General features: G+C 72.4%; 18 protein-coding genes. 5 read left to right on the plus strand and 13 right to left on the minus strand.

Annotation, left to right across the window (positions count from 1 at the left end; genetic code table 11):
• Nucleotides 1-16: 16 nt before the first annotated feature.
• The 4 genes from OHT01_RS21815 to OHT01_RS21830 form a co-directional block, all read right to left on the minus strand.
• Entirely contained in the window at nt 17-1,600 is a 1,584-nt protein-coding gene (locus OHT01_RS21815) for a glycosyl hydrolase (protein ID WP_328554797.1), read from the minus strand.
• A 103-nt stretch (nt 1,601-1,703) separates the two neighbouring features.
• On the minus strand, nt 1,704-3,050 hold the full coding sequence (locus tag OHT01_RS21820; protein ID WP_328554798.1) for a hypothetical protein: 1,347 nt from the start codon (nt 3,048-3,050) through the stop codon (nt 1,704-1,706).
• Between the two features lie 65 nt (nt 3,051-3,115).
• Nucleotides 3,116-3,337 carry a hypothetical protein gene (locus OHT01_RS21825; RefSeq protein ID WP_328554799.1) on the minus strand — a complete coding sequence of 74 codons (222 nt, stop codon included), beginning with the start codon at nt 3,335-3,337 and terminating at the stop codon, nt 3,116-3,118.
• Between the two features lie 372 nt (nt 3,338-3,709).
• On the minus strand, nt 3,710-5,335 hold the full coding sequence (locus OHT01_RS21830) for a hypothetical protein (protein ID WP_328554800.1): 1,626 nt from the start codon (nt 5,333-5,335) through the stop codon (nt 3,710-3,712).
• Between the two features lie 353 nt (nt 5,336-5,688).
• Here OHT01_RS21830 and OHT01_RS21835 point away from each other — a divergent pair, with 353 nt between their 5' ends.
• Nucleotides 5,689-6,219 (plus strand): DUF4913 domain-containing protein, encoded by a 531-nt coding sequence (locus OHT01_RS21835; RefSeq protein ID WP_405916749.1) that lies wholly within the window; start codon nt 5,689-5,691, stop codon nt 6,217-6,219.
• A 114-nt stretch (nt 6,220-6,333) separates the two neighbouring features.
• On the opposite strand, the gene OHT01_RS21840 is transcribed toward OHT01_RS21835, so the two are convergent.
• Nucleotides 6,334-7,368 (minus strand): C40 family peptidase, encoded by a 1,035-nt coding sequence (locus OHT01_RS21840; protein ID WP_328554801.1) that lies wholly within the window; start codon nt 7,366-7,368, stop codon nt 6,334-6,336.
• Nucleotides 7,369-7,512: 144 nt separating this feature from the next.
• Here OHT01_RS21840 and OHT01_RS21845 point away from each other — a divergent pair, with 144 nt between their 5' ends.
• Both OHT01_RS21845 and OHT01_RS21850 read left to right on the plus strand, forming a co-directional pair.
• Complete coding sequence (locus OHT01_RS21845) at nt 7,513-7,923, plus strand: hypothetical protein (protein ID WP_328554802.1); 411 nt, start codon at nt 7,513-7,515, stop codon at nt 7,921-7,923.
• Nucleotides 7,920-9,188: a DUF418 domain-containing protein gene (locus OHT01_RS21850; protein WP_328554803.1), complete on the plus strand. Its 1,269-nt coding sequence runs from the start codon at nt 7,920-7,922 to the stop codon at nt 9,186-9,188. Before OHT01_RS21845 ends, OHT01_RS21850 begins: the two co-directional genes overlap by 4 nt.
• Here the strand turns inward: OHT01_RS21850 and OHT01_RS21855 are convergent.
• From OHT01_RS21855 to OHT01_RS21890, 8 genes are all read right to left on the minus strand, one after another.
• Entirely contained in the window at nt 9,106-10,905 is a 1,800-nt protein-coding gene (locus OHT01_RS21855; RefSeq protein WP_328554804.1) for a type IV secretory system conjugative DNA transfer family protein, read from the minus strand. The genes OHT01_RS21850 and OHT01_RS21855 overlap by 83 nt on opposite strands.
• Nucleotides 10,902-12,437, minus strand: coding sequence for an ATP/GTP-binding protein (locus OHT01_RS21860; protein WP_443043538.1), 1,536 nt, complete (start codon nt 12,435-12,437; stop codon nt 10,902-10,904). The genes OHT01_RS21855 and OHT01_RS21860 overlap by 4 nt, the downstream gene beginning before the upstream one ends.
• 362 nt (nt 12,438-12,799) lie before the next feature.
• On the minus strand, nt 12,800-14,293 hold the full coding sequence (locus OHT01_RS21865) for an SCO6880 family protein (protein ID WP_328554806.1): 1,494 nt from the start codon (nt 14,291-14,293) through the stop codon (nt 12,800-12,802).
• 228 nt (nt 14,294-14,521) lie between these two features.
• Nucleotides 14,522-15,757, minus strand: coding sequence for a hypothetical protein (locus OHT01_RS21870; RefSeq protein WP_328554807.1), 1,236 nt, complete (start codon nt 15,755-15,757; stop codon nt 14,522-14,524).
• Nucleotide 15,758: 1 nt separating this feature from the next.
• Nucleotides 15,759-16,511 carry a hypothetical protein gene (locus OHT01_RS21875; RefSeq protein WP_328554808.1) on the minus strand — a complete coding sequence of 251 codons (753 nt, stop codon included), beginning with the start codon at nt 16,509-16,511 and terminating at the stop codon, nt 15,759-15,761.
• An 18-nt stretch (nt 16,512-16,529) separates the two neighbouring features.
• Entirely contained in the window at nt 16,530-16,817 is a 288-nt protein-coding gene (locus tag OHT01_RS21880) for a hypothetical protein (protein ID WP_328554809.1), read from the minus strand.
• An 80-nt stretch (nt 16,818-16,897) separates the two neighbouring features.
• Complete coding sequence (locus OHT01_RS21885; protein ID WP_328554810.1) at nt 16,898-17,179, minus strand: hypothetical protein; 282 nt, start codon at nt 17,177-17,179, stop codon at nt 16,898-16,900.
• Nucleotides 17,176-17,895: a hypothetical protein gene (locus OHT01_RS21890; RefSeq protein WP_328554811.1), complete on the minus strand. Its 720-nt coding sequence runs from the start codon at nt 17,893-17,895 to the stop codon at nt 17,176-17,178. Before OHT01_RS21890 ends, OHT01_RS21885 begins: the two co-directional genes overlap by 4 nt.
• Before the next feature lie 413 nt (nt 17,896-18,308).
• On the opposite strand from OHT01_RS21890, the gene OHT01_RS21895 reads away from it, so the two are divergent.
• Both OHT01_RS21895 and OHT01_RS21900 read left to right on the plus strand, forming a co-directional pair.
• Nucleotides 18,309-19,151 (plus strand): lytic transglycosylase domain-containing protein, encoded by an 843-nt coding sequence (locus OHT01_RS21895; RefSeq protein WP_328554812.1) that lies wholly within the window; start codon nt 18,309-18,311, stop codon nt 19,149-19,151.
• Between the two features lie 11 nt (nt 19,152-19,162).
• Nucleotides 19,163-20,065 carry a hypothetical protein gene (locus OHT01_RS21900; protein WP_328554813.1) on the plus strand — a complete coding sequence of 301 codons (903 nt, stop codon included), beginning with the start codon at nt 19,163-19,165 and terminating at the stop codon, nt 20,063-20,065.
• The last annotated feature ends 118 nt before the right edge of the window (nt 20,066-20,183 follow it).

The raw sequence follows: 20,183 nt of genomic DNA on the forward strand, positions 1-20,183 counted from the left end.
TCGGTTCGGGCCGGGGTCAGCTCGCGTCGCGGTAGACGCGGCCGCCGGCGTTGGCGGTCGCTCCGTCGTACAGGCCGGTGGGGCTGGTCACGGTCGAGAGCGTGAACCACGCGTAGCGCTCCACGAAGTCCAGGCCGTCCAGCATCGTCGTCGACGACCTGATGAAGTCGGTCTGCTCCTGCTCGCCGGGATAGCGGGGTGTGCCCCCGGAGAAGTCGATCAGGCCGTACTCGGTCAGCCAGATCGGCTTGTGGTAGCGGTCGTGGACGGCCTGGAGGTAGCCGCGCAGTTGGTCGACGGCCGCCGGGCCGAAGTCGGCGCCGTACCAGTGCAGTGGGATGAAGTCGACGCGCAGACCGCGCTGGGCGGCTCCCCGCATGAAACGGTCCAGCCAGCCGCCGGCCACGTCGGCGCCGGTGGCGACCGCGGGAGCGCCCAGCCGCAGGCCGGTCGCCTCCAGCCGTGGCCACAGGTCCAGCGCCCGCTCGGGAGTCATGGCGGCCTGGTTCGGTGAGTCCGGCTCGTTGAAGCCGAGCAGTTCCCTGCCCTCCGTGGCGGCCCGGCCCAGTTCGGCGTCGGTGACCGAGCCGGCACCCCAGATCATCGGGACGTAGTCGACACCGGCCGGCTTGGTCACGGCACCGGTGGAGGACGCCCAGTTGAAGTACCAGGACGCGCCGGAATCGGCCAGCGCCTGGGAGGCGCCGTCGACGGGGTTGAGGCTGACGCCCTTGCGGCCGGCGGCCGGGGTCTGCTTCCCGGGACCCGGCGGGGCCGTGGTGGCGGGGTCGGTCGGGGCGGCGGCGCCGGTGCCGAAGGCGACGGTCAGGCCGGCACACCTGGTGCACTGGTACATGACCCTGTTGCCGGGCTCGGCGTCCTGCTTGGACCAGGCGTACGCGGTCGGGCACCTCTGGTTGATCATGTCGCTGTACGGGGTCTTCGCGTCCCGGTCCGGGTTGACGCACACCAGCGGCGTGCCCGTGCCCGGGTCCTTGACGAGGTTGTCGGCCGGACAGGCGGACAGCAGGTCCTCCGCGCAGCCCGCGACCGCGCACGCCCCGCTCGGCGGCGGTGCCTCGCCGTCGGGCGTGATGGTGACGGGTGCCGCGACGGCGTTGACGTAACTGACGTCGTACCAGGGTGCCAGGGAATCGGCCGGATCGAAGTTGAACTCGGCCAGCCCCGTGGGCTGTTCGCCCGTGGAGCAGCGGTCCGCGAACGGTCCGCAGTCACCGACGGCACAGTGGAACGTACTGCCCTCCTCGCCGCCGCAGCCCTGGCGGGCGAAGAAGGTGCCACGCCAGTGACCGGCTCCCTCGCGCTCGGGGACGGTGAGGGTGGCGGACTGGCCCGGGTCCAGCACCGGCAGGCCGGTGAGCGCGGTCGAACCGTCGGCGTTGACCGTACTGCCGACCCAGATACGGCCGGCCGTCCTGTTCTGGAGGGTGACGGTGTGCTCGGCGGTGCCGACGTCGGCGGCGGGTCTTCCGTGGAGGTCTCCGCCGCCGGAGCGATGCCGCTGGATCGCCACGGCCGTGCCGGTCACACCGACGACGACCAGGAGCAGGGCCAGGAGTAACGAGGTGCGTCTGCGCATGGAACGTGTGCCTCTCCATCGGGCGGGCGCTGAATCGGCGATCGGATCGTCGCCGCGGGCACGACGGACGGACGGGGGTGGATGGTTCACCCGGGGGTGGATGTCAGAGCCGTCGCGCCTTCGGGGTGGTCGTGTTCGTGTTCTGTCCGGTGCGCATGGAGGTGGGCACGGGGGTGGAACCTGAGCGGGAGGCGCTACTACGGGAGGTGGAGCCCGAGTGGGTGGAGGTGATCGAGTCGAGTGCGGCCCTGCGCCCCGCGTCGCTGAGCAGGGGCCGCGGCGCGTTCGTCGCCGTGAGCGCGGGACTGGAAGGCGCGGACATGGGCGTCATGGGGCTGAGGAGAGCCAAGGGCACGGGGTCGTGGCTCCCGAACAGCGGGGTGGTCTCGGCCATGGGGAAGTCATGGCCGAGGATCGACGGTTCCCGGTCCGGGTCGCTGAAGCCGGTGTCGTTCCACGCGCGGACGGCCCGCCCGGCCTGCTGGACGGGGGTGGGTGTCGGGCTCACGGGGAGGGCGGTGACTCGTTCGAGTCGCGCCTCCTGGGCTGCCTGGAGGCCGATGGCGTCACTGAGCTGATGCCGGCCCGGATTGCGGGAGTCGTCGGTGCTCTGGGCGTACCGGGCACGCTGGGCCGCCTGGAAGGCATGGCCGTCGCTCATCCCGTCCTCGACCGGCCGGTCGAAACCACTCGTGGCCGACGACGCGACCGGGCCCCGCCGACCGGGCGCCCGGCGTTCCCAGACCGCGCGGCCGCGCTCGGACCGCTCCCGGTCCTGGGCCATGGTGGGGGTCCGGTCGGTGGTCACGGCCTCGGCGGCCGTGGCCGTCCGCGGTACCGCGCCCTGCGACAGGTTCCGTGTCCGCTGCGGCGGGTCGGCGCTCGGGGGAGCGTTGCGCCGCAGTTCCCTCAGGTACGCGTTGTTGGCGTACATCGCGACGCTCGGCATGCTCTCAGGAGAGCTGTCGTACGCCGTCCTCCACTTCTCCTCGGTTCTGACCAGCGCCAGAACCGCGTCCTCGAAGGCCTGCCGCGCGGGGAGCGGAAGCCGGCTGATCGTCCCTTCGAAGGCTTCCCTCGACGAGGGTGTCGGCTGGGTGGAGAGGGCCTGCCCGGGCGGCCCGCCCCTCATCGCCTGGGCCGATTCCGGCTCGGCCCGGCCGGATGATCCGTCGGCCTGCGACCCGCCGCCGGCCGCGGAGGCTCCCCCTCGCGACGGGGACCGGCCGCGGAGGGTGTCGATGAAGCGGCGCAGCTCTCGCGCCAGTTGATCCCAGGCGTCGTCCGTGCCACCGCTGCGCGCGTCGGTGCCGGGACGCCTGGCGCTCAGGGCGTACTCGGTCGCGAGCAGGCTGCGCGCCAGCCCGAGTTCGGGGGAATCCGGTCGCGCGGGCGACGTCCTCCCGGCCGGCTGCCTCCCGGCCGGGGAAGCGACGTTGTCTTTCGTCACGGTTGCCCCTCATCCCTGTCTGAACCTCGCAATGCCGGATGTACGACGTCGGTTCGGCGCGCGGGTCACGCCCCGCGCGGTTCGAATCCGCTCGGCAACGGCAGCAGACCGGGAGGCAGCGGGGCCTCGGGGAACCACGGGGCGCCGTTCGCGGGGAACCGCGGGGCGCCGTCGGCCGGTCGCGCGGGGGCCGTCCGGCGGGCGTAGCAGCCGTCCGCAGCGGACGCGGACCGGCGGCGCTCCAGCAGACCCTGCGACGCGGACCGCCACGCGTGGGCTGTGGTCATGGCGTACCTCCAACCTCTCGGCTGTATCCGTCGGCCGGATGCCGACACCAGTCGGAGGAGAACAACGGACCCGGCGCGCCCGGCGGTTCAACCGGCCGTCCCCGAAAGGGATTCCGGTGTCCTGTGGTCGTGTCGTCGAACCCCTCGGCGGTACGGGCTTGTTGTGCGGGCGTCTTCGGCGTGGAAGGGCGCCCACGGCGCAGCCGCAGTCCACGCCTGCCGATTCGGCCCTCCGCACGAGGGCGAATCCGACGGACACACGAAGGCCGTGCTGAAGGGCCGCATGGCCCGCTTCGTCGCGCGAAGCGGGCCATGCGGCCGGGTCCGCGCCGCCACGAACACGCCGCGGGCCCGGGAGGAGCCGGTCAGTCCCTACTTACCGGGGGTGCCATGCTTCTTCTGCGGGGCTCCCGCCAGCCACTTCAGCATGCCGCTCGGCTCCGGCTTCTTCTTCCTTCCGCCGCTGCTTCCGTGCCCCGACGAACTGGCCTGCACCGGGGCCGGCGCCTCCGACGGCGGACTGGGGTGCCTGTTGGTACGCGTCAGCCGAGCACCGTCCGCCGAGGAGGCCGATTCCGTGCTCGGTGTGCGGTCCCGTGCGTCGTACGAGGGGTTGTACGACTGGGCGTTCCCGACCGGCGACGACGGATAGGCGAACGGGCTCCCCTGTTCGGGCGACTCGGTCCGCTGGCCGGGGAAGCCCTGCCCCGTGGTCGTCGGCTGGAGGGAGTAGGTGTACGGCTTCTCGTACTGGCCGCCTTGCGGAAAGTAGCTGCCCCCGGATCCGGGAGGGGCCGACGTCGGAGAGTAGTCCGCGGTGCCGGAGGGCCCGAGACCTATGCTGGACATGCCCTGCGTGAGCTGGGTGCCGTAGTCCTGCGTGCCCGGCCACTGCGTGGTGCTCGCCCGGCGCTGCTGTTCCGCCTTGAAGGCCGTGAGCTTCTCGTCCAGTGAATGGGATGCCGCCGCCTGGGCCCGCAGTTCGCCGAGCACCGCCTGCTTGGTCGCCTCCCTGTCCGCCCCTTGCAGCGACGCGTTGGTGTCCACCCTGGTCAGCTGACGGCTCAGCACCTGGGAGAGCTCGTGCGGGCTTTCCGCGCCCGATGCCCTGCCCGTGGCAGGGTCCGAGAGGACGATCACCGCGTTGGGGTCGTCGAACGCCTCGTGGAAGTTCTTCAGCGAGTACTTGCTCGAAGCACTGTCCTGGGAACTCGACGAACTGGACGAGGACTTGCTGGCGTTCCGCGCCTTCTCCTGGTTGCGCCAGCGTCCCTGCTTGTCCGCGAACTGCGGATCGCCGGGGGCGGGAATCTGGTCGAAGGAGTTCTGCGAGTGGATGTTGAACGTCGCCTTCGTCTCCAGCGACCACGTGGACGAGTCCTGCGAATCGCCCCTGATGCCCATCACCTTGACGTGCATGTTGGAGACCTCGCCGGCCTCGATCCGCTTCTTCAGGTGGGGCCACTCGTGCGCGGTCAGCACGCTGTTGGCCACGATGCCTTCGAGTACCACCGCCTCGACCGGGCCCCGCGCGCCGTCGACGTAGTGGCTGGACATGTACTTCCAGAGGTCGGCCTGTACCGGAGCGTCCGACCAGTTCTCGAACCCGCAGTTCTTTCCGTTGAAGATCCTTCCGGGGGGCGACGTCTCCAGAATGAGACCACCGGCTTTCGCGGCCTGCTTCGCCGGGTAGAACGGTTCCGTCTTGCTCCACAGGTACTTCTTGCTGAAGGTCTCCTGCGCCTTCGCGTCCCGCAGCGTGGCGAAGTTATCTTTCCTTCTGTTCTCTCGCCACCAACTGGCCGGGACATGCAGTGCGTTGATCCGGTCGAACTCGTTGATCAGGTTGTTCGCCGCATCGCCCGACCACTGATCATTGGGCTTGTGCCCTTGGTTGAGCCATGTCCCGTTGTTGTAGAGCTGGTCCATGTAGCCGTCGAAGGCCGCCATGAATTTCGCGTCCTTGTGCAGGTTGTACTTCCTCAATTCCTTTCTCATGTCCGCATCGTCGGACCTGAATTTCTCCTCGTTGAAACCCGCCATCGTGAGGTCCTCCTCGCCGGAGTGGCGAGTGAGGTGCCACTCGCCCGCGCCGTGGAACTGCCGTGCCGGATGATCTTTTTTCGCGATTCCGTTTTGCGATTCCGTTCACGGCCGTTTCGGCGGCCGCGACAGATGCAACGGAAGGCACGTCCGAGCGGTTCAACCCGGTGACCGCACCGGCGATCCACCGGATCCGTGAACCCCGTACCGCACGCGTGCGTTGTGGTGACCGGACGGGACCCGGACCTCGTACGGGTTCCTCGACCACTGTCCGACGCGGCTCTCACCGCGCATCAGGAAGGAGCGCCATGACGGTCCAGACGCCTGACGCCGAGCAGGCGACCGCAGCGCCCCCGGAACCCTCCCGGGCAGCGACCCCGGAACCTTCCCCGGAATCCGACGCACAGGCCCCGCAGGGGAGTCCGCCACAGCCCCCCGCGCCGAAGTTCATCCTCTACCTGGAGGCGCCGGAGTACGGCCGGACGTTGCGGCAGCTGACCCTGTGGGTGCACCACGTGCTGCTGCCGGTCTACGGCCGGGAGGTCACCTCCATGTCCCTGTGGTGCTCGCGCTGGTGGGAGCACCCGGAGGCGGTGGCCCAGCTGCACGGGCTGTGGCTCGCCTGGGGGGAACTGAGCGACACCGGCTCCGAGTCCGGCATGACCGGGCCGGCCGCCTGGCACCGGGACTTCCTGGGCCCGATCATGCAGAACCTGCGGGATCCGTCGGGTGTGTTCGCCGGCTGCAAGCCCGGTTCGCACCGCCCGAAGGAGGTGCCCGCCGTCGACGCCGTAGACCCGTTCGGGCCGCCGCCCGGACCGCGGCCCGCCCGGGGCTGACGGGCGCGTTCGGAACTGATGGACCCGTTCAGGGCTGCCGGGCGTGCTCCCGGCCCCGGCGGGACGAGGGGCGGACCACCGTGGTCCGCCCCTCGTCCCGGTCCTCCTCGAAGGTCACGCGTCCGGCCGGACCACCCCCAGGATCTCCATCGACGCGGCCGGGGAGACGTACACCCAGCGGCCGGGCCGGGGAGCCTGGATGATCTTGCCGTCGCCGATGTAGAGGGCGACATGGCTGGCGTCGGCGAAGTAGATGATGAGGTCGCCGGGGCGCATGTCCTCGATGGGCACGTGCTTGAGCTGTCGCCACTGCTCCTCCGAGGTACGGGGGATGGGGTGGCCCGCGGCCAGCCAGGCCTGCGAGGTGAGGCCGGAGCAGTCGAAGGAGTCGGGGCCCTCGGCTCCCCACACGTACGGCTTGCCGAGCTGGCGGGTGGCGAAGGCGATGGCCTTCTTCCCGGCCGGGGTCGCGTCGGTGCCGACCTTCGCGAGGATGCCCGTGCCCACCCACTTCGCCTGGGCCGCGGCGGCCTCCTTCTTCTCCAGCGCGGCGAGCCGCTCGACCTCCTTCTTCTCCAGCCGCGACTCCAGCTTCTTCGCCTCGTCGATGCGCTGCTCGATCGCCTGGCGCTCGGTGTCCATGGCGCGGCGGCTCGCCCGCAGATCCCTCAGTTCGTCCGCGGCCTCGTCGGTGCGGGTCCCCAGGTCCTTACGGGTGGCGCTCAGGGCGGTCAGCACCCCTTGGGTGGCTTGCTGCGCCTGCCGGGCCAAGGAGGCGTTGTCCAGGGCGCGTTCGGGGTTGTCGGAGAGGGCGAACTGCATCTCGGCGGGCAGGCTGTCGCCCCGGTACTGGGCGCGGGCCGCCGCCCCCGCCAGTGAGGTGAGGCGGCCCAGTCTCGACTCGGCCTCCTCGATCCGGCCCTGGAGCGTGTGGACGCGTTTCTCCTGCTCGCCCACCTTCTCGTCGGCGGCGTCGTACTTGTTGGTGGCGACCTCCGCGTCGTGGTAGAGGCGCTTGAGTTCGGCGTGTACCTCGGTGAGGGTGCTGGGCTCGGCCCGGGCCGGCTGCGGGGCCGTCGCCGTCAGGGCGAGGGCCAGGGTGACGGTCGCCGCCGTCCGGTGGCCGTGTGCGCGCAGAGTCCGTCTCATCTGTGCCGAAGCTCCTTTCGTAGACGTCGCATGAGGTGTGCGGGGCGGGGTCGTCACCACAACGGGGCGGTGGCGTCCGGTGGTTCAAAGCGGGGGTATGAACCGGCCGGACGCGCGACCCGTTGTGCGTCCCAGGTGCGGTTCGTGGACGAAGGGATCGGTATGGGCGCGGAGTTGGTGCTGCTGGCGCTGTGCACGGGGTCCGGCCTCGGCTTTCTGACGCTGGCGACACGGTCGGCGCTGGGGGCCGTACGGCTGTGGGTGCGCGGGCTGCGCGTGATGGGACAGGTGACGCCCCGCATGACCGCGGACCGGCGGTGGGGCGGACTCGTGGTGTTCTCCGACCACCTGGGGCGGGGGCTGGTCTTCGACCCGGGCTGGCGGGGGCCGCTGTGCGGGCTGCCGCCGGTCGGCGGCAGCGTGCCCGTGGTCTACGCGCAGAACCGGCCCGCCACGGCCAGGTTGTGGACGCTGCGGTATCTGCTGGCGCCGTCGTTCGGATGGTTCCTGTCGTCGACCCTGGCGTTCGGCACCGGCGTCGTGGTCTCGTCGTGAGCCTGATCCGGGGCGGGGCCATGGAACGGCGGAGCGGGTCCCTGGTGCGCCGGGGCGGGAGCGGACCGGGCGGCCTCGGGCGGGTGCACGAGATCGACGCGCTGCGCGGGTTCGCCCTGTTCGGCATCCTGCTCGTCAACGCCCAGTTGATGGCGGGCCCTTACACGGCGTTCGGCGGCGGTCCCGGCGCCTCGGACATCGACCGGGCGGCCGCGTGGGCGGTGACCGCGACCACCACCGTCTACCAGCTCTTCTCCTTCCTGTTCGGCTACAGCTTCGTCCTCCAGAGGCGGGCCGCCCGAGGGGCCGGGCCGGTGTTCGCGGTGCGGCATCTGCGGCGTACGGCCGGGCTGTTCGGGCTCGGTCTCGTCCACGCCGTGCTGCTCTATCCCGGCGACATCCTCATGACGTACGCCGCTCTGGCCCTGGTCCTGTACGGCCTGCGCGACCTCGGTCCCCGGGCCGCCCTGCGGGTCGCGGTCTGCCTGGTGGTGGGACTGGCCCTCGTGCTGCTCGGCTACGGGCTGGCGACCGTCGCCCTCACCGAACCCGTCACCCCGGCCGGGTACGCCCCCGAGGCCGCGCACATCGTGGCCGCCTACCGGGGCGGTTTCCCGTCGGTGGTCGGGGCGCATCTGCGTGAGCTGCCGACCGCGCTCGGCGCGAACCTGATGTACGCCCCCGACATGCTGGCCGCCTTCCTGGCGGGACTCGCGGCCGCGAAGGCGGGACTGGTCGAGCGGCGCGGGCGGGACCGGGTGTGGCTGCGCCGGACGGTCCTGCGCTGGCTGCCGGTCGGCCTGGCCGGCGGCGTGGTCACCGCGTGCTGTGCGAACGGGCCCCTGGACAGCCGGTGGTTCCTGGTCGGGCACGCGGTGTCGCTGCTGACCGCGCCCGCCCTCACGGTGTCGTACGCGTGCGGAGTGCTCCTGCTGACCGGCGCCGTGCGCCCGGCGGCCGACGCGCTCGCCGCCTCCGGGCGCCTGGCACTCAGTCACTACCTCACCCAGTCGCTGGTCCTCGCCTGGGTGTTCACCGGGTACGGTCTCGGGCTCTACGACCGGGTCGGCACGGCCGTCGTCGTCGCGGGCTGCGTGCTGCTGTACGGCCTCCAACTGGCCCTCGGTACGCGGCTGATGGGCCGGATCCGGTACGGGCCCGCCGAACTGCTGCTGCGCACGGTCACGCTGGCCGGGCGTCCCCTCCCGGGGACGTCTTCTCCAGCGCCACGCCCGGCAGGAGCCGGCCCGCCGCCCGTTCGGTGATCGCCGCCGTCTCCGCCTTCGCCGCCGCCGAGATGGCACCGGCGCCGGGCTCCTTGTACCAGGGCCGCAGCCGGATCAGGGCGGGTCGCACCCCGGTGGCGAGGAGCAGCGCGGTGCCCTTGGGCAGGGCGCGGATCCGGTCGGGGGGAAGGACGGCCTCCTGGCGGTAGGAGTACGAGCGCGAAGTGCCGTCCTTGCTGCGGGAGACGCTCGGGGTGCGGACGTCGTGCTGGCCCACCAGGGTGGAGATCTTCTGGACGAAGTCGGCGTCGTCCAGGCCCGCGCCGAGCAGCTTGACGGTCGCCGCGCTCCACAGCGCGTCCATGCCGACCTCGCCCCACACCCGGGCTCCCTGGCGGTAACTCTGGAGCAGGGTCACGACGTTGATCCCCCGCGAGCCGAAGTGCGAGTAGAGATCCGGGAGATCGGAGATGCGGCACACGTTCGCCGCCTCGTCGAGCACCGCGGTCAGCGGCGGGTCGAGGCGCCCGCCCATGCGCTCGGCGGCGACGACTCCCGCCCGCATCGTCGCGTCGGCGAGACCCGCGATGACGCCCGCCGCCGAGCCGCCGCCGTCCTTGGACAGCAGGTAGAGCGTGTCGTGGCCGAGGACGTGCCGGTCGGGACGGAACTCCGGGAGGTCGGGGTCAGGGGTGACCCAGGCGAGGATCTCGGGGTCGAGGAGGCAGGAGACGGTCTGCCGGGCGGTCTCGTAGATGCCGTCCCGCGTCTCGACCGCGCCCCGCACCGTGCCCTGCAACTGCTCGGCCATCGCGACGAGTCCGACCTGGCGCAGGAGGTCGATCGGGGCGCGGTCGGCGGGGTCGGCGAGCCAGGCGAGGATCTCGGTCACCGGGGCCCGGCCCCGCGCGGCGGCGAGGAAGAGCGCGGTGAGCGTGTTCTGGGCGGCCGAGATCCAGAAGTCCTTCTTCGCGGTGTCGTCGTTGACGGACGCGACGAAGTGGCCGGACATCCGGCGGGCGCCCTCGATGGTGTGGCACTCGCCGAGGAGGTTCCACCACATCGCCCGCGGGGTGTGGGCGATGCCCTGCGGGTCGAACGTCCAGACCGTGCCCGCCTTCTCGCGTTCGGCGCGGGTGACGGCGTACACGTCGGCCTTGTTGGAGGTGAGCAGGACGGCGCCCTGGGCGCGCAGCACCCTGGGTACGGCGATCCCGGTCGACTTGCCGGCCCTGGGTGCCATGAGGTCGAGTTCCACGTCCTCGTAACTGCTGCGCAGTTCAGGGCCCTTGGGCTCCAGGTCGCCGAGGAGGTTGCCGGTCTCGTCCGGGTGCACCTGGCCGCGGCCCTTGAGCCCGGGGCGCAGTTCGCGGGCGCGGGCCTCGATGCCCTTGGGGCACATGGCGGCGAGTTCACGCCGCCCGGCCAGGCCCTTGGGGCGGGCCGAACGGTCCATGAAGAGGCGTACGACGAGGGCGACGGGCAGCGCGACGAGCGTCAGCAGGCCGAGCATGCCCGCGTAGACGGCGGCGGCCGGCGCCGTGGGCCACAGCGCGCCCGGACCGTCGGAGACCAGGCGGGTGACGGTGGACAGGGCGAACGGCGGGGCGTTCCAGCCGTTTCCGGAGAGACCGGCGCCCAGGGTGCCCCCGGACCAGGCGAGGGTGAACGTCAGCAGTCCGGTGCCGGCGAGGGCGACGACGGCCCACGGCAGCAGGTCGTGCAGGTCGCCGCCACCGCCACGGGGGGCGCTCACGCGGTCCACCGCCCGGCCGCCGCCTCGGTTCCGGGACCGCCGGGACCGCCGAGGCCGCCGGGACCGCCGGGAGTGCCGGGGAATCCGTGGACGCCCTCCTGCGCGGCTCGCGCGACCTGCTCGGCGGCACGGGCGGCTGCCTGCTCGACGGCCTCCTCGTTGGTCGTCCAACGGGTGTTGGTGTTGTGCAGCCGGCGCTCCGCGTCGGTTATGGCGACCTTGATGGGGATGCCGGGGCGGCCGCCGACCTTGATCAGGAACCGGCCGCGGCCCGGCGGTTCCTCGTTGTCGCCGTTGACGCCCCAGCCGGGCGGCGAGGACCAGGAGGACACGAGCTCGATCTCGCGCCGGGACAGGCCGACCACCTTGCCGAGGTCCTCCATCTCGGTCTTCGGCAGCCCGGCGCACACCACCATCCCGGCCCGTTCGACGAAGCCGCGCGCCTTGGCGCGGTCGGCGTCGGTGCCGAGCGCCTCGGCGTCCTTGAGCGTGTGGGTGATCTTCGCGTCGCCGAGGCCGAGCGAGCGGTTCAGCCGGGTCAGCGCGTCGATGCGGTCGACGATGCCGGAGGCCGCGCGCAGCGGGCGCCACAGCTCGTCGAGGACGGTGAAGAACCAGCGCCTGGGCGCGAGTCCGGCGTCCGCGAGGGCGTGCGAGGCGGCCACCGTGCCGAGTCCGTCGGACCAGGCGGCGAGCATCGCGGCGGCCGTGAGCTGGGTGTCCGCCTCGCCGATGCCGGAGATGTCGATGCACACGGCGGGCGCGTCGGGGTCGATCCGGGTGGACGTCTCGGAGGCGAAGGTGTCGCCGAGCGGGCCGTCGAGAATGCCGAGCAGGGAGCGGTGCAGCGGGTCGACGGCGTCCCGGTAGCGGGCGTCGTCACCCCGGTCGAGGGTGACCGCGCGGACGCGGGGCGGGCCCTCGGTCAGGACCCGCAGCACGTCGGGCAGCAGCACCGCACGGCCCTGGGGGGCGCGTTCACGCAGATGATGGAGCACGGCGGAGAGCACGGACTGCTCGTGGTCGTCCATGGGCCGCCCGCGGACGATGGTGATGAGGGCGGCGACCATGTTCAGCACGCGTCCGTGGGCCTCGGCCTTCAGGACCTCGCCGGCCTCGCCGCCGATCTTCGCGGCGGCCTCTCCCATGGCGCCCGGGTCGAGGACGTTGATGCCGCCCCGGCCGCGGCCGATGGAGATCACCTGGCCGCCGAGCGCGCGGACGGTGTCGGCGTAGTCCGGCTTGAGGTCGCCGAGGACGAGGGGGACGACACCGGTCGCGGCGAGCCCGATCAGCATCCGGTTGATGAGGGTGGACTTGCCCAGGCCCGGCATACCGAGCATGAACAGCGAGGGGTTGGAGATGTAGCGGGCCCGGGTGAACCAGTTCAGCGGGTCGCCGCAGACGGTGGCGCCGGTGAACAGATGCTGCCCGAGCGGTACGCCTGTCATGGGTGAGCCGGAACCGGCGGCGAACGGCCACATGCCGCAGGCCTGCACGGTAGTGGCCCGCCACATGGTGGGCGGGTCCATGTAGCCGACGCGCCCACCGCCCACGCCGTACCAGCCGCGGTGCGGGACGAACAACTCCTTCGGCTTCGCCGAGGTCTTCTCCTTGCCGGAGTTGCCGGAGCTGCCGTTCGTGGTGGACCTGGTGGACCTGGTGGACCTGGACGGCTCGGGCGGCATGGCCCCCTTGCCCGCCGGGACCGCGCCGGGGCCCGTACCCGTTCCACCCTCCCGGCCGCCGGAGCCGGCCGCCCCGGCCCGCTCCTTTTGCCCGGACGTCCGCGCCCAGGGCTCGGACGCGCCGGTCCCGCCCGGGGCGGGCGCCCCGAGCGCCTGCTCCTCGGCCAGCCGGTCCGCCCGTTCGGCCCGCTTCTGCTCACGCCGGCTCACAGGGCCTCCTGCAGTTCGTGCGGGACGAGGGTCTGCTCCCAGGGGAGGATTCCGGCGGGCAGGGTGCAGCTGAACGCCGCCGCCTGCATCCGGTCCGCGGGCCGCATCAGGACCCGGGACGCCGCGGTCAGGTTGCGGACGGTGACGCTCGCGTCATCCAGCTCCTCCATGCTGTCGACGGTGACCGTCAGCATCAGCGAGAACTCCACGAGCCCGGCGCCCGAGGCCTCCTCGGCGGCGGTCTGCTCCGCCGCTCGCACCTCGGAGGCCGCGCGCGCCTGCACCATGCCCTTGCCGGACGAGGCCATGAACTGGGCGCTGCGCCGGTCCGCCTCGACGATGCGCGCCGAGGTGGCGGGGTCGATGGGCCGGTAGACCAGCGCGACCCGCTTGCGCCGGGTGCCGGGTGCGGCCTCCAGCATGCCCCGGAGCACCGAGGAGCGGATGGTGCCGCGTGGCGCCAGGGTCAGCAGCCAGGTCCGGGAGACGCCGGAGTCGTGCTGGTAGCTGTTCACGGTCTCGACCGCGGCGGCGGGACCCGCGTCGTCCCACTCCAGCCCCGTTCCGCCCTGCTGGGCACGGGCGTTGAGGACGTCGGCGGCGACGGCCGGGTCGTAGGCGACGCGGACGACCTCGGCGATCCGCTCGGCCGACAGCGGGTAGGCGGCACCGCCGCCCGCGGCGACGAGCCCGCTGAGCAGGCCCGGGATGCGGATGGCGAGATCGGTGATCACATCGGCCTTCTTGCGCCGCTGGCCGGGCGGGACGCCGTAGGTCAGGGTGATGTAGGTGTGCATCTCGGAGGACGCGCTCGGGTACCGCTCCACGACCTCCTCCATGACCGCGCGGGCGGCGGGCGGAGCGTCGGGGTGGATACGGGGCAGCACCTCGTGGGCGAGCCGGGTGCCCGGGTCGGGCGCGGTCTCCACGATGACGGTGGCGCCGCGCAGGCCGGGTTCGTGGGACAGCCGGGCGAGCCACTCGCCCCACAGCGCGACCCAGACGTCGACCTGGTCCGGATCGATGAGCGAGCCGCCGTCGGGGTCGCAGCCGAGGACGATCGTGTAGAGGTTGCGGACCGGGTGGTGCAGCACGCCGAACGGACGGTCGTAGGCGTCCCGGCCCTCGGTCGCGGTGACCTTGTTGAGCAGGCCCGGCGGGCGGAACCGGCCGCCGGGCCGGGCGGACAGCGGGCCCGAGACGTACAGGTGCGCGCCCTTCGCCTTGCGGCGCCACCATCCGATGCGCAGGGTGATGAGCTGGTAGACGTTGCGACCGTCCTGGGTGCGGACGGCGAGCGGTACCAGGAACACGACGACCGGTACGAACACGACCAGCGCCGCGTACAGCGATATCAGCGAGGCCAGCAGGGTGACGATGAGTCCGCCGAACACCCCGAAGGTGCCGACGAGTCCGAGGGGTCCGAGCCCCGGCCGCCGTGGCCTGCGCCAGTTTCCGTAGGTCGGATGGATGACGGCTTCCGTGGACATGAGTCCGGTTTCCCTTCGTGAAGTGACGCGGGTACGGCGCGGCGGTGGGGAGACCGCCGGGCCCCCAGGGGGGAGCGGGAGCCCGGCGGCCGTTCAGGGGAGGGCGGGGAGGCAGGAGGAGGGGAGACGACGGGGAGTCCGCCGGTCACCGACGGGGGCCGCCCCCGGGTGACGTCCGGTCGCGCTCGCGCCGGGCGCCCGGTCCGGACCGCGTTCTCTCCCCGGCGATCACTTGTTGTGGCCCAGTTCGCCGTCGGCACCCTCGACCGCGCCGGAGACGGTGGAACTCGCCACCTGCGCCGCGGCCACCGCCGCGAGGACGGCGACCCCCGCCGGTCCGGCCGCCGCTGCCGCGCCGCTCGCGCCGCCGCCCGCCGCTCCGGCACCCGAGGCACCGGCCCGGCCCGCTCCGGCCGCGCCGTTCGCTCCGCCCGATCCGGTCGCGCCCGCTTCTCCGCCCGCGCCGGACGAACCACCGGCGCCGGACGAGCCGCCCGAGCCGCCGGACCCGGTCGCGCCGCTCGGACCCACCTGCGCACCGCCGCCGGAGCCGCCGCGGCTGCCGCCGAGCTGGACCGCGCCGCTGGCCAGACTGGAACCCGCCTGTCCCATGCTCGACATGGGGTTGCCGGTGCCCATGGCCGCGGTCGCGGGCACGATGAGCTTCAGCAGCGCGGGCAGCGCGACGGCGGAGAGCAGCATCACGCCGATGCCGGCGATCCGGGTGTTGATGGTGCTGGTGTCACCGGTGCCGCTGTTCTTGCCCGAGTTGATCATCGCCATGCCCGCGTTGAGTACGAGGGCGACCGCGGGTTTGTAGAGCAGCCAGGCGATCATCCAGCCGATGTGCTTGCGCCACCAGCCGGCGCCCCAGTCCGTCATCGAGGCGGCGGCGGCCAGCGGCAGCGTGCCCAGCAGGAGCATCATCACGCCGAGCCGGATGTACATCAGGACCGTGTGGATGATCCCGGCGATCAGCAGCAGGAACGCGAGGACCAGCAGCAGGAAGGACTGGATGCCTCCGCCGTCCGAGCAGGCTCCGACGTTGTTCAGCGAATCCCGTACGGCGTTGTTGAACAGGTAGTTGGAGTAGCTGTCGCCCACGGCCGCGGCGGCCACCACGACGGTGGTGGCGGCACCCGAGACGAGCACCACCCGCATGATGCCCTTCAGCGCGGTGCGGCCCGCGTCGCCCTTCCGTTCGATGGCCATGCGGCAGGCGGCGAAGAGCAGCGAGCCGACGGCGAGGTAGACCACGATCCACTGCGTGTCGCCGCTGATGTCCTTCGACGTCTGGGTCTGCTCCAGCGTCGGGACGTTGGTGGTCAGCGCCGCGAACACCGCGACCGCGCCCGCGAGGATGGTCTTCGCGATCAGCTCGACGATGGTCCCGATGGGATCGCCGAGAAAGCTGAAGAACCCCTTCGCCAGGTCCGTGATCGGATTCCCGGACGTGCAGTTCACGTCAAACCCCCCAAAGGATGAAGCCGTTGGTGCTCTGGACGGCCGACACCGGCGAGTGCAGCGAACCGTTGTCGTCGGGCTCGACCTTCCAGTCGCCGCCGCTCCAGCGCAGGGAGATGTTGGTCGCCGCGTATCCCTGGGCGCTCTTCAGGAGCAGTCGGACGGTCGCCGCGCTGTTCGTGTACGAGGTCACGGAGAAGCCGGCGTACGAGGCGACGGCCGTGTCGCCGTTCTGGCTGTCGGTGCTCCGGACGGTGGCCCGCTGGAACTCGAACATCTCGCGGCCCTGCCCGGGGACGACCTGCTGCTCGGTGACGGTGCGCCAGTCGGACCCGCTCATCTGCGAGGGGATGATGTGGGCGGCGAGCGCGGCCCCGGTCGGTGTGTGCGCGTAGCACCACCACAGAGGTCCCTGGATCAGGGTCGGTCCCGCGGAGGCGGAGACGGGCACCTTCGCGACACCGAGGGTGCGCCAGCTCACGTCCTTGGGCGCGGCCTCGGGCAGCGCGGCGCCCGCGCTGTCGTCGGTACGGCAGCCGGCGGGCCGGCCGTCCTTCGCGGCGGAGGTGCGGGCCAGCGGGCCCCGGGAGGCCGCGGCGTTCGCGTGGGCCGTGGTCGTGTCCGGGCCGGACAGCAAGGTGACGATCCCGCCCACCACGACGACGATGCCCAGGAATCCAGCCGACAGCTGCCAACTGCGCTGCTTGTAGTACGGCCCGGACTCCGTGAGCCGGCGCTCCCTGCGTTTGAACATCACGACCGTCCGCCGGGCCTACGCGAAGACGAAGCTGATCAGCGGACCCGCGGTGGCCACGAGGACACAGCCGCCGAGCACCATGCCGAGCCGGCTCATGTGCTCCGAGCTCTCGCCCCGCTTGACGGAGACGGCCATCATCGCGCCGGTGATCAGGACCCCGGCGACCCCGGCGGCGGTGCCCGCCCAGGCGGCTATGCCGAGGACCGTGTTCACCTTGGAGGTGAGCTCGCCGGGGGCGTTGGCCGCGGGCTGGGGGACTCCGGCGGCGAGGATGCTGGAGGCTTCGTAGAGCAGAGAGGACATGAGGATCTCCGAGGGATTCGGCGCCCGGTACGAACGGCGGGCGGGAGGGTGACTGGCTTTTGCGGGAAGGTGGGTCGAGGTCAGGGGCCGAGGAGCTGAAGGCTGCCGAGGGCCGTGACCAGCGGACCGGCGCACGTGGCGACCAGGCAGCTGAGGGTCACGAAGAAGACGCCGCGGAAGTGCTCGCCGCCCTCGCCGGGATCGCCTCGGCGCAACTGGAGCGCCATCTGGATGCCGACGATGATCAGTCCGCCGACACCGCAGGCCGAGGCGCACCAGGCGAGCAGGCCGAGGATGGTGTCGGCCTCCACCGGCGGGGTGTAGGCGGCCAGGAACCGCGTGTCGAGCAGGGGCTGGGTCACGACGCGGCTCCCTCGCCGTAGGGCTCGCCGCCCACCAGCCGCGCGAGCGTGGCGAGTTGTCTGGGGACGGACTTGGGGCGGCCGCCCGCACGCCAGGCCGGTATCCACGGCAGGCGGTGCACCCGGGCCACGGAGCGGAGCACGCGGATGCGACGCAGCAGGCCGAGCGGCAGCCGCCCGGGGGCGTCGGCGACGAGGACCACACCGAGCAGTTCGAGTCCCTGCGGGGCGTTGCCCTCATTGAGCGCGCCCAACGCCTGGGAGACGGACCGCAGTCCGCGCGCGTTGGTCCGGCCGACCAGCACGACCCGGCGTGGCTCGCCGCGGGCGGGGTCCGGCCAGCGGGCTCCCACGTCCACCCCGCCGAACGCCTCGACCAGCGAGGTCGCGCCGGATCCGCCGTGCGCCTTGACCCAGCCGACCTCGTCGCGCGATCTGCCGCGAGCGGCCCTGGGCGGCCGCTTCGACTGGCCCCAGGACGGCTCCGAGGCGGCGGCGGACTTCGGCGAGACGGCCTTGGGCCGGGGCGCGGCCTGCGGAGCCGTGGTGAACACCGGCTGAGCGGCGTGGACTTGAGGCGACGTGTGCTGGACCGCGGGTGCCTGCGGTGACGCGGGCTGGGCCACGTGGGCGTGCCGTGACGCGGGCTGGACCGCGGGTGCCTGCGGCGAGGTGTGCTGGACCGCGGGTGCCTCTGGTGACGCGAGTGGGGCCACGTGGGCCTGTGGTGACGCGGGCTGGACCGCGTGGGCCTGCGGTGACGCGGGAGCGGCAACCTCGGGGCGCGCGGGCTGTCCGGCCGGTGCCGCGGGCGGGGCCGGGGTTGCCGGGCTCCCGGGGGGCGTCTGGACGCCGGTCCCGTCAGGAGCGGGCCGTGCTTCCGTCGGCGTCGGCTGCGGGTTCTTCGGTCCCCTTACCCATGACCCCGGGCCCGACGGCATTGCCGAAGGAGTCCCCATGTGTGCCCCGCCCCCTCTTCGCTTGCTGATCCGCTGCTCTGGCTCATCTGATTTCCGCTGGTTTGAACTTATTTGCTCCGGGCGCCGTTTCGATCTGTCGAGCCCGTCGGACAGCACAACGGGCCATGTGGCCACAGCGGTTCAAGGCGAAGGGAAGAAGGCGGGCGCTCATGAGCGGAGAGAGCGGAGAAGGCGGTTCGTCGGCCGTCAGGAACGGGATCATCGCGGGCACCGGCTGCGGTTGCCTGCTGTCGCCGCTCGCCCTGGCCGGAACGCTGGTCGTCGTGGTGATCCTGGGCGGGTTCGGCGTGCTGCTGGCGCCGCTCATCGCGCTGTACCTGCTGTTCCACGGAGGCGGTGGCAGTCCGCCCAGCCAGGCCGACGCGGACCAGTCGCTCGGCATCTTCCAGGGCGACGGCAAAGGTCAGTTGGACACCTCCACCGTCCCCGCGGACCTGGTGGACCCCATTCAGAAGGCCGGCGAACTGTGCGGCGCCATCGGCCCGATCGTCATCGCCTCCCAGATCGAGAAGGAGTCAGGCTTCAACAGCGCCCTGGTCGGCCCGAACGGCGAGAAGGGCCTCTCGCAGCTACCGCCCGACGTCTTCACGCAGTACGGCAAGGACGACGACGGCAACGGCAAGACCTCGGCCCTGGACGCGAAGGACTCGATCATGGCGCAGGGCCGCTACCTGTGCGAACTGGCCAAGCAGGGCCAGCAGATGATCGACGACGGCGAGGTGGACCGGGGCGACGGGGACGGCACCACCAACAGCGTCCTGGACCTCGCCCTGGCCGGCTACGACGTCGGGATGGACGCCGTCCGCGCGGCCAGAGGGGTGCCGCAGACGAACGAGGCCCAGGGCTATGTCCTCGCCATCCGCGCCCAGTTCGCGAAGTACCAGGGCATCGGCGCCCCGCCCTCGGGCGCCACTCCGGGCGTCACGCCCGCCCCGACCCCGACCCCGACCGCGACCGCGACCGCGACCAGTTCCCCCCCGACCGCCGCATGAGGAGGACAGCCATGGCCCGCTTCGATGTGTACATCTCCGGCGAAGGGCTCGCCGAGATCGATGGACACACCCTTGTTCCCGCCCCCGGTCAGTCCGTGCACGAGGCCGTCCTCGACCGGTTGCAGAGGTACGCGGAGGAACGTGCCGGCGCCGTCGCGGCGTCGGTGTACGACAGCCCCGGTGCCGACCGCTTCGTACTTGAGGTGCTGCCGGACGGTTCGAGCCGCGTCCTCGAACCGGAGGAGGAGCCGTCAGACGAGCCCCACCCCACGGCTGCGCCGGCGGCCGATCCCGTCGCCACCGCCACCGCCGCTGCCATCACCGCCGTCGCCACCGTCGTCGTTCCCGTCTCCGACGCGGACACCGCCTCCGCCGTCGCCACCGCGGTCGCCCGGGCCCGCGCCACGGCCGCCGCGCGTGCGGAGGTACCCGACCCGGGCGCCGTCGCGGCCCCCGCCGTCACCGCCGGTCTCCCCGACGGCCTCACCGGACGGATCGGCCGTATCAACGCGCTCGCCGCCGACGGCCTGCTCGACGAAGCGTTCGCCGACGCGACCGCGCTGCGTGAGGAACTGACCGACGCGATGGGCGCCGAGCACCCGCACGCCGTGGAGGCGCGGGCCGTCGAGGCGTACCTCGCACACCTGCGCGGCGACCACCGGGAGGCGATCGTGCTGGCCCTGGCCGTGGCCCGGATCCGCTGCCGGGCCAGGGACGGCCGGGCACCCGCGGAGGTGGCACGGGCCGCGGCGGCCTGGCAGCAGCTCGACGACGACCGGGCCGTCGTCGCCCACGGGCGCGAACTCCTGCACATGTGGGACACGTTGGACCGGCACGGCCTGCTGCCCCCCGGCTACGCGGCACTCGTCGGGCAGGTCCGCGGACAGGTCGACGCACTGGAGGCGTACGTCTGAGTCGCCGAGCGCGACCTCGCGCATACCCCTGGTCACACCCGCCCCGACCAGCTCGTCCATCACTTCGTACACCCGGCGTCAAACGAATGTGGAACACCCGTCGGAACACTCCGTTCCC

It is taken from the genome of Streptomyces sp. NBC_00358, from assembly GCF_036099295.1.
GTDB lineage: Bacteria > Actinomycetota > Actinomycetes > Streptomycetales > Streptomycetaceae > Streptomyces.

Bases quoted from the DNA above. Each gene is read 5' to 3' on its own strand.
- OHT01_RS21815 (WP_328554797.1), bottom strand. From the start codon at position 1,600: ATGCGCAGACGCACCTCGTTACTCCTGGCCCTGCTCCTGGTCGTCGTC.
- OHT01_RS21825 (WP_328554799.1), bottom strand. From the start codon at position 3,337: ATGACCACAGCCCACGCGTGGCGGTCCGCGTCGCAGGGTCTGCTGGAG.
- OHT01_RS21830 (WP_328554800.1), bottom strand. From the start codon at position 5,335: ATGAGAAAGGAATTGAGGAAGTACAACCTGCACAAGGACGCGAAATTC.
- OHT01_RS21835 (WP_405916749.1), top strand. From the start codon at position 5,689: ATGACGGTCCAGACGCCTGACGCCGAGCAGGCGACCGCAGCGCCCCCG.
- OHT01_RS21840 (WP_328554801.1), bottom strand. From the start codon at position 7,368: ATGAGACGGACTCTGCGCGCACACGGCCACCGGACGGCGGCGACCGTC.
- OHT01_RS21860 (WP_443043538.1), bottom strand. From the start codon at position 12,437: ATGGACCCGCCCACCATGTGGCGGGCCACTACCGTGCAGGCCTGCGGC.
- OHT01_RS21865 (WP_328554806.1), bottom strand. From the start codon at position 14,293: ATGTCCACGGAAGCCGTCATCCATCCGACCTACGGAAACTGGCGCAGG.
- OHT01_RS21875 (WP_328554808.1), bottom strand. From the start codon at position 16,511: ATGTTCAAACGCAGGGAGCGCCGGCTCACGGAGTCCGGGCCGTACTAC.
- OHT01_RS21880 (WP_328554809.1), bottom strand. From the start codon at position 16,817: ATGTCCTCTCTGCTCTACGAAGCCTCCAGCATCCTCGCCGCCGGAGTC.
- OHT01_RS21895 (WP_328554812.1), top strand. From the start codon at position 18,309: ATGAGCGGAGAGAGCGGAGAAGGCGGTTCGTCGGCCGTCAGGAACGGG.
- OHT01_RS21900 (WP_328554813.1), top strand. From the start codon at position 19,163: ATGGCCCGCTTCGATGTGTACATCTCCGGCGAAGGGCTCGCCGAGATC.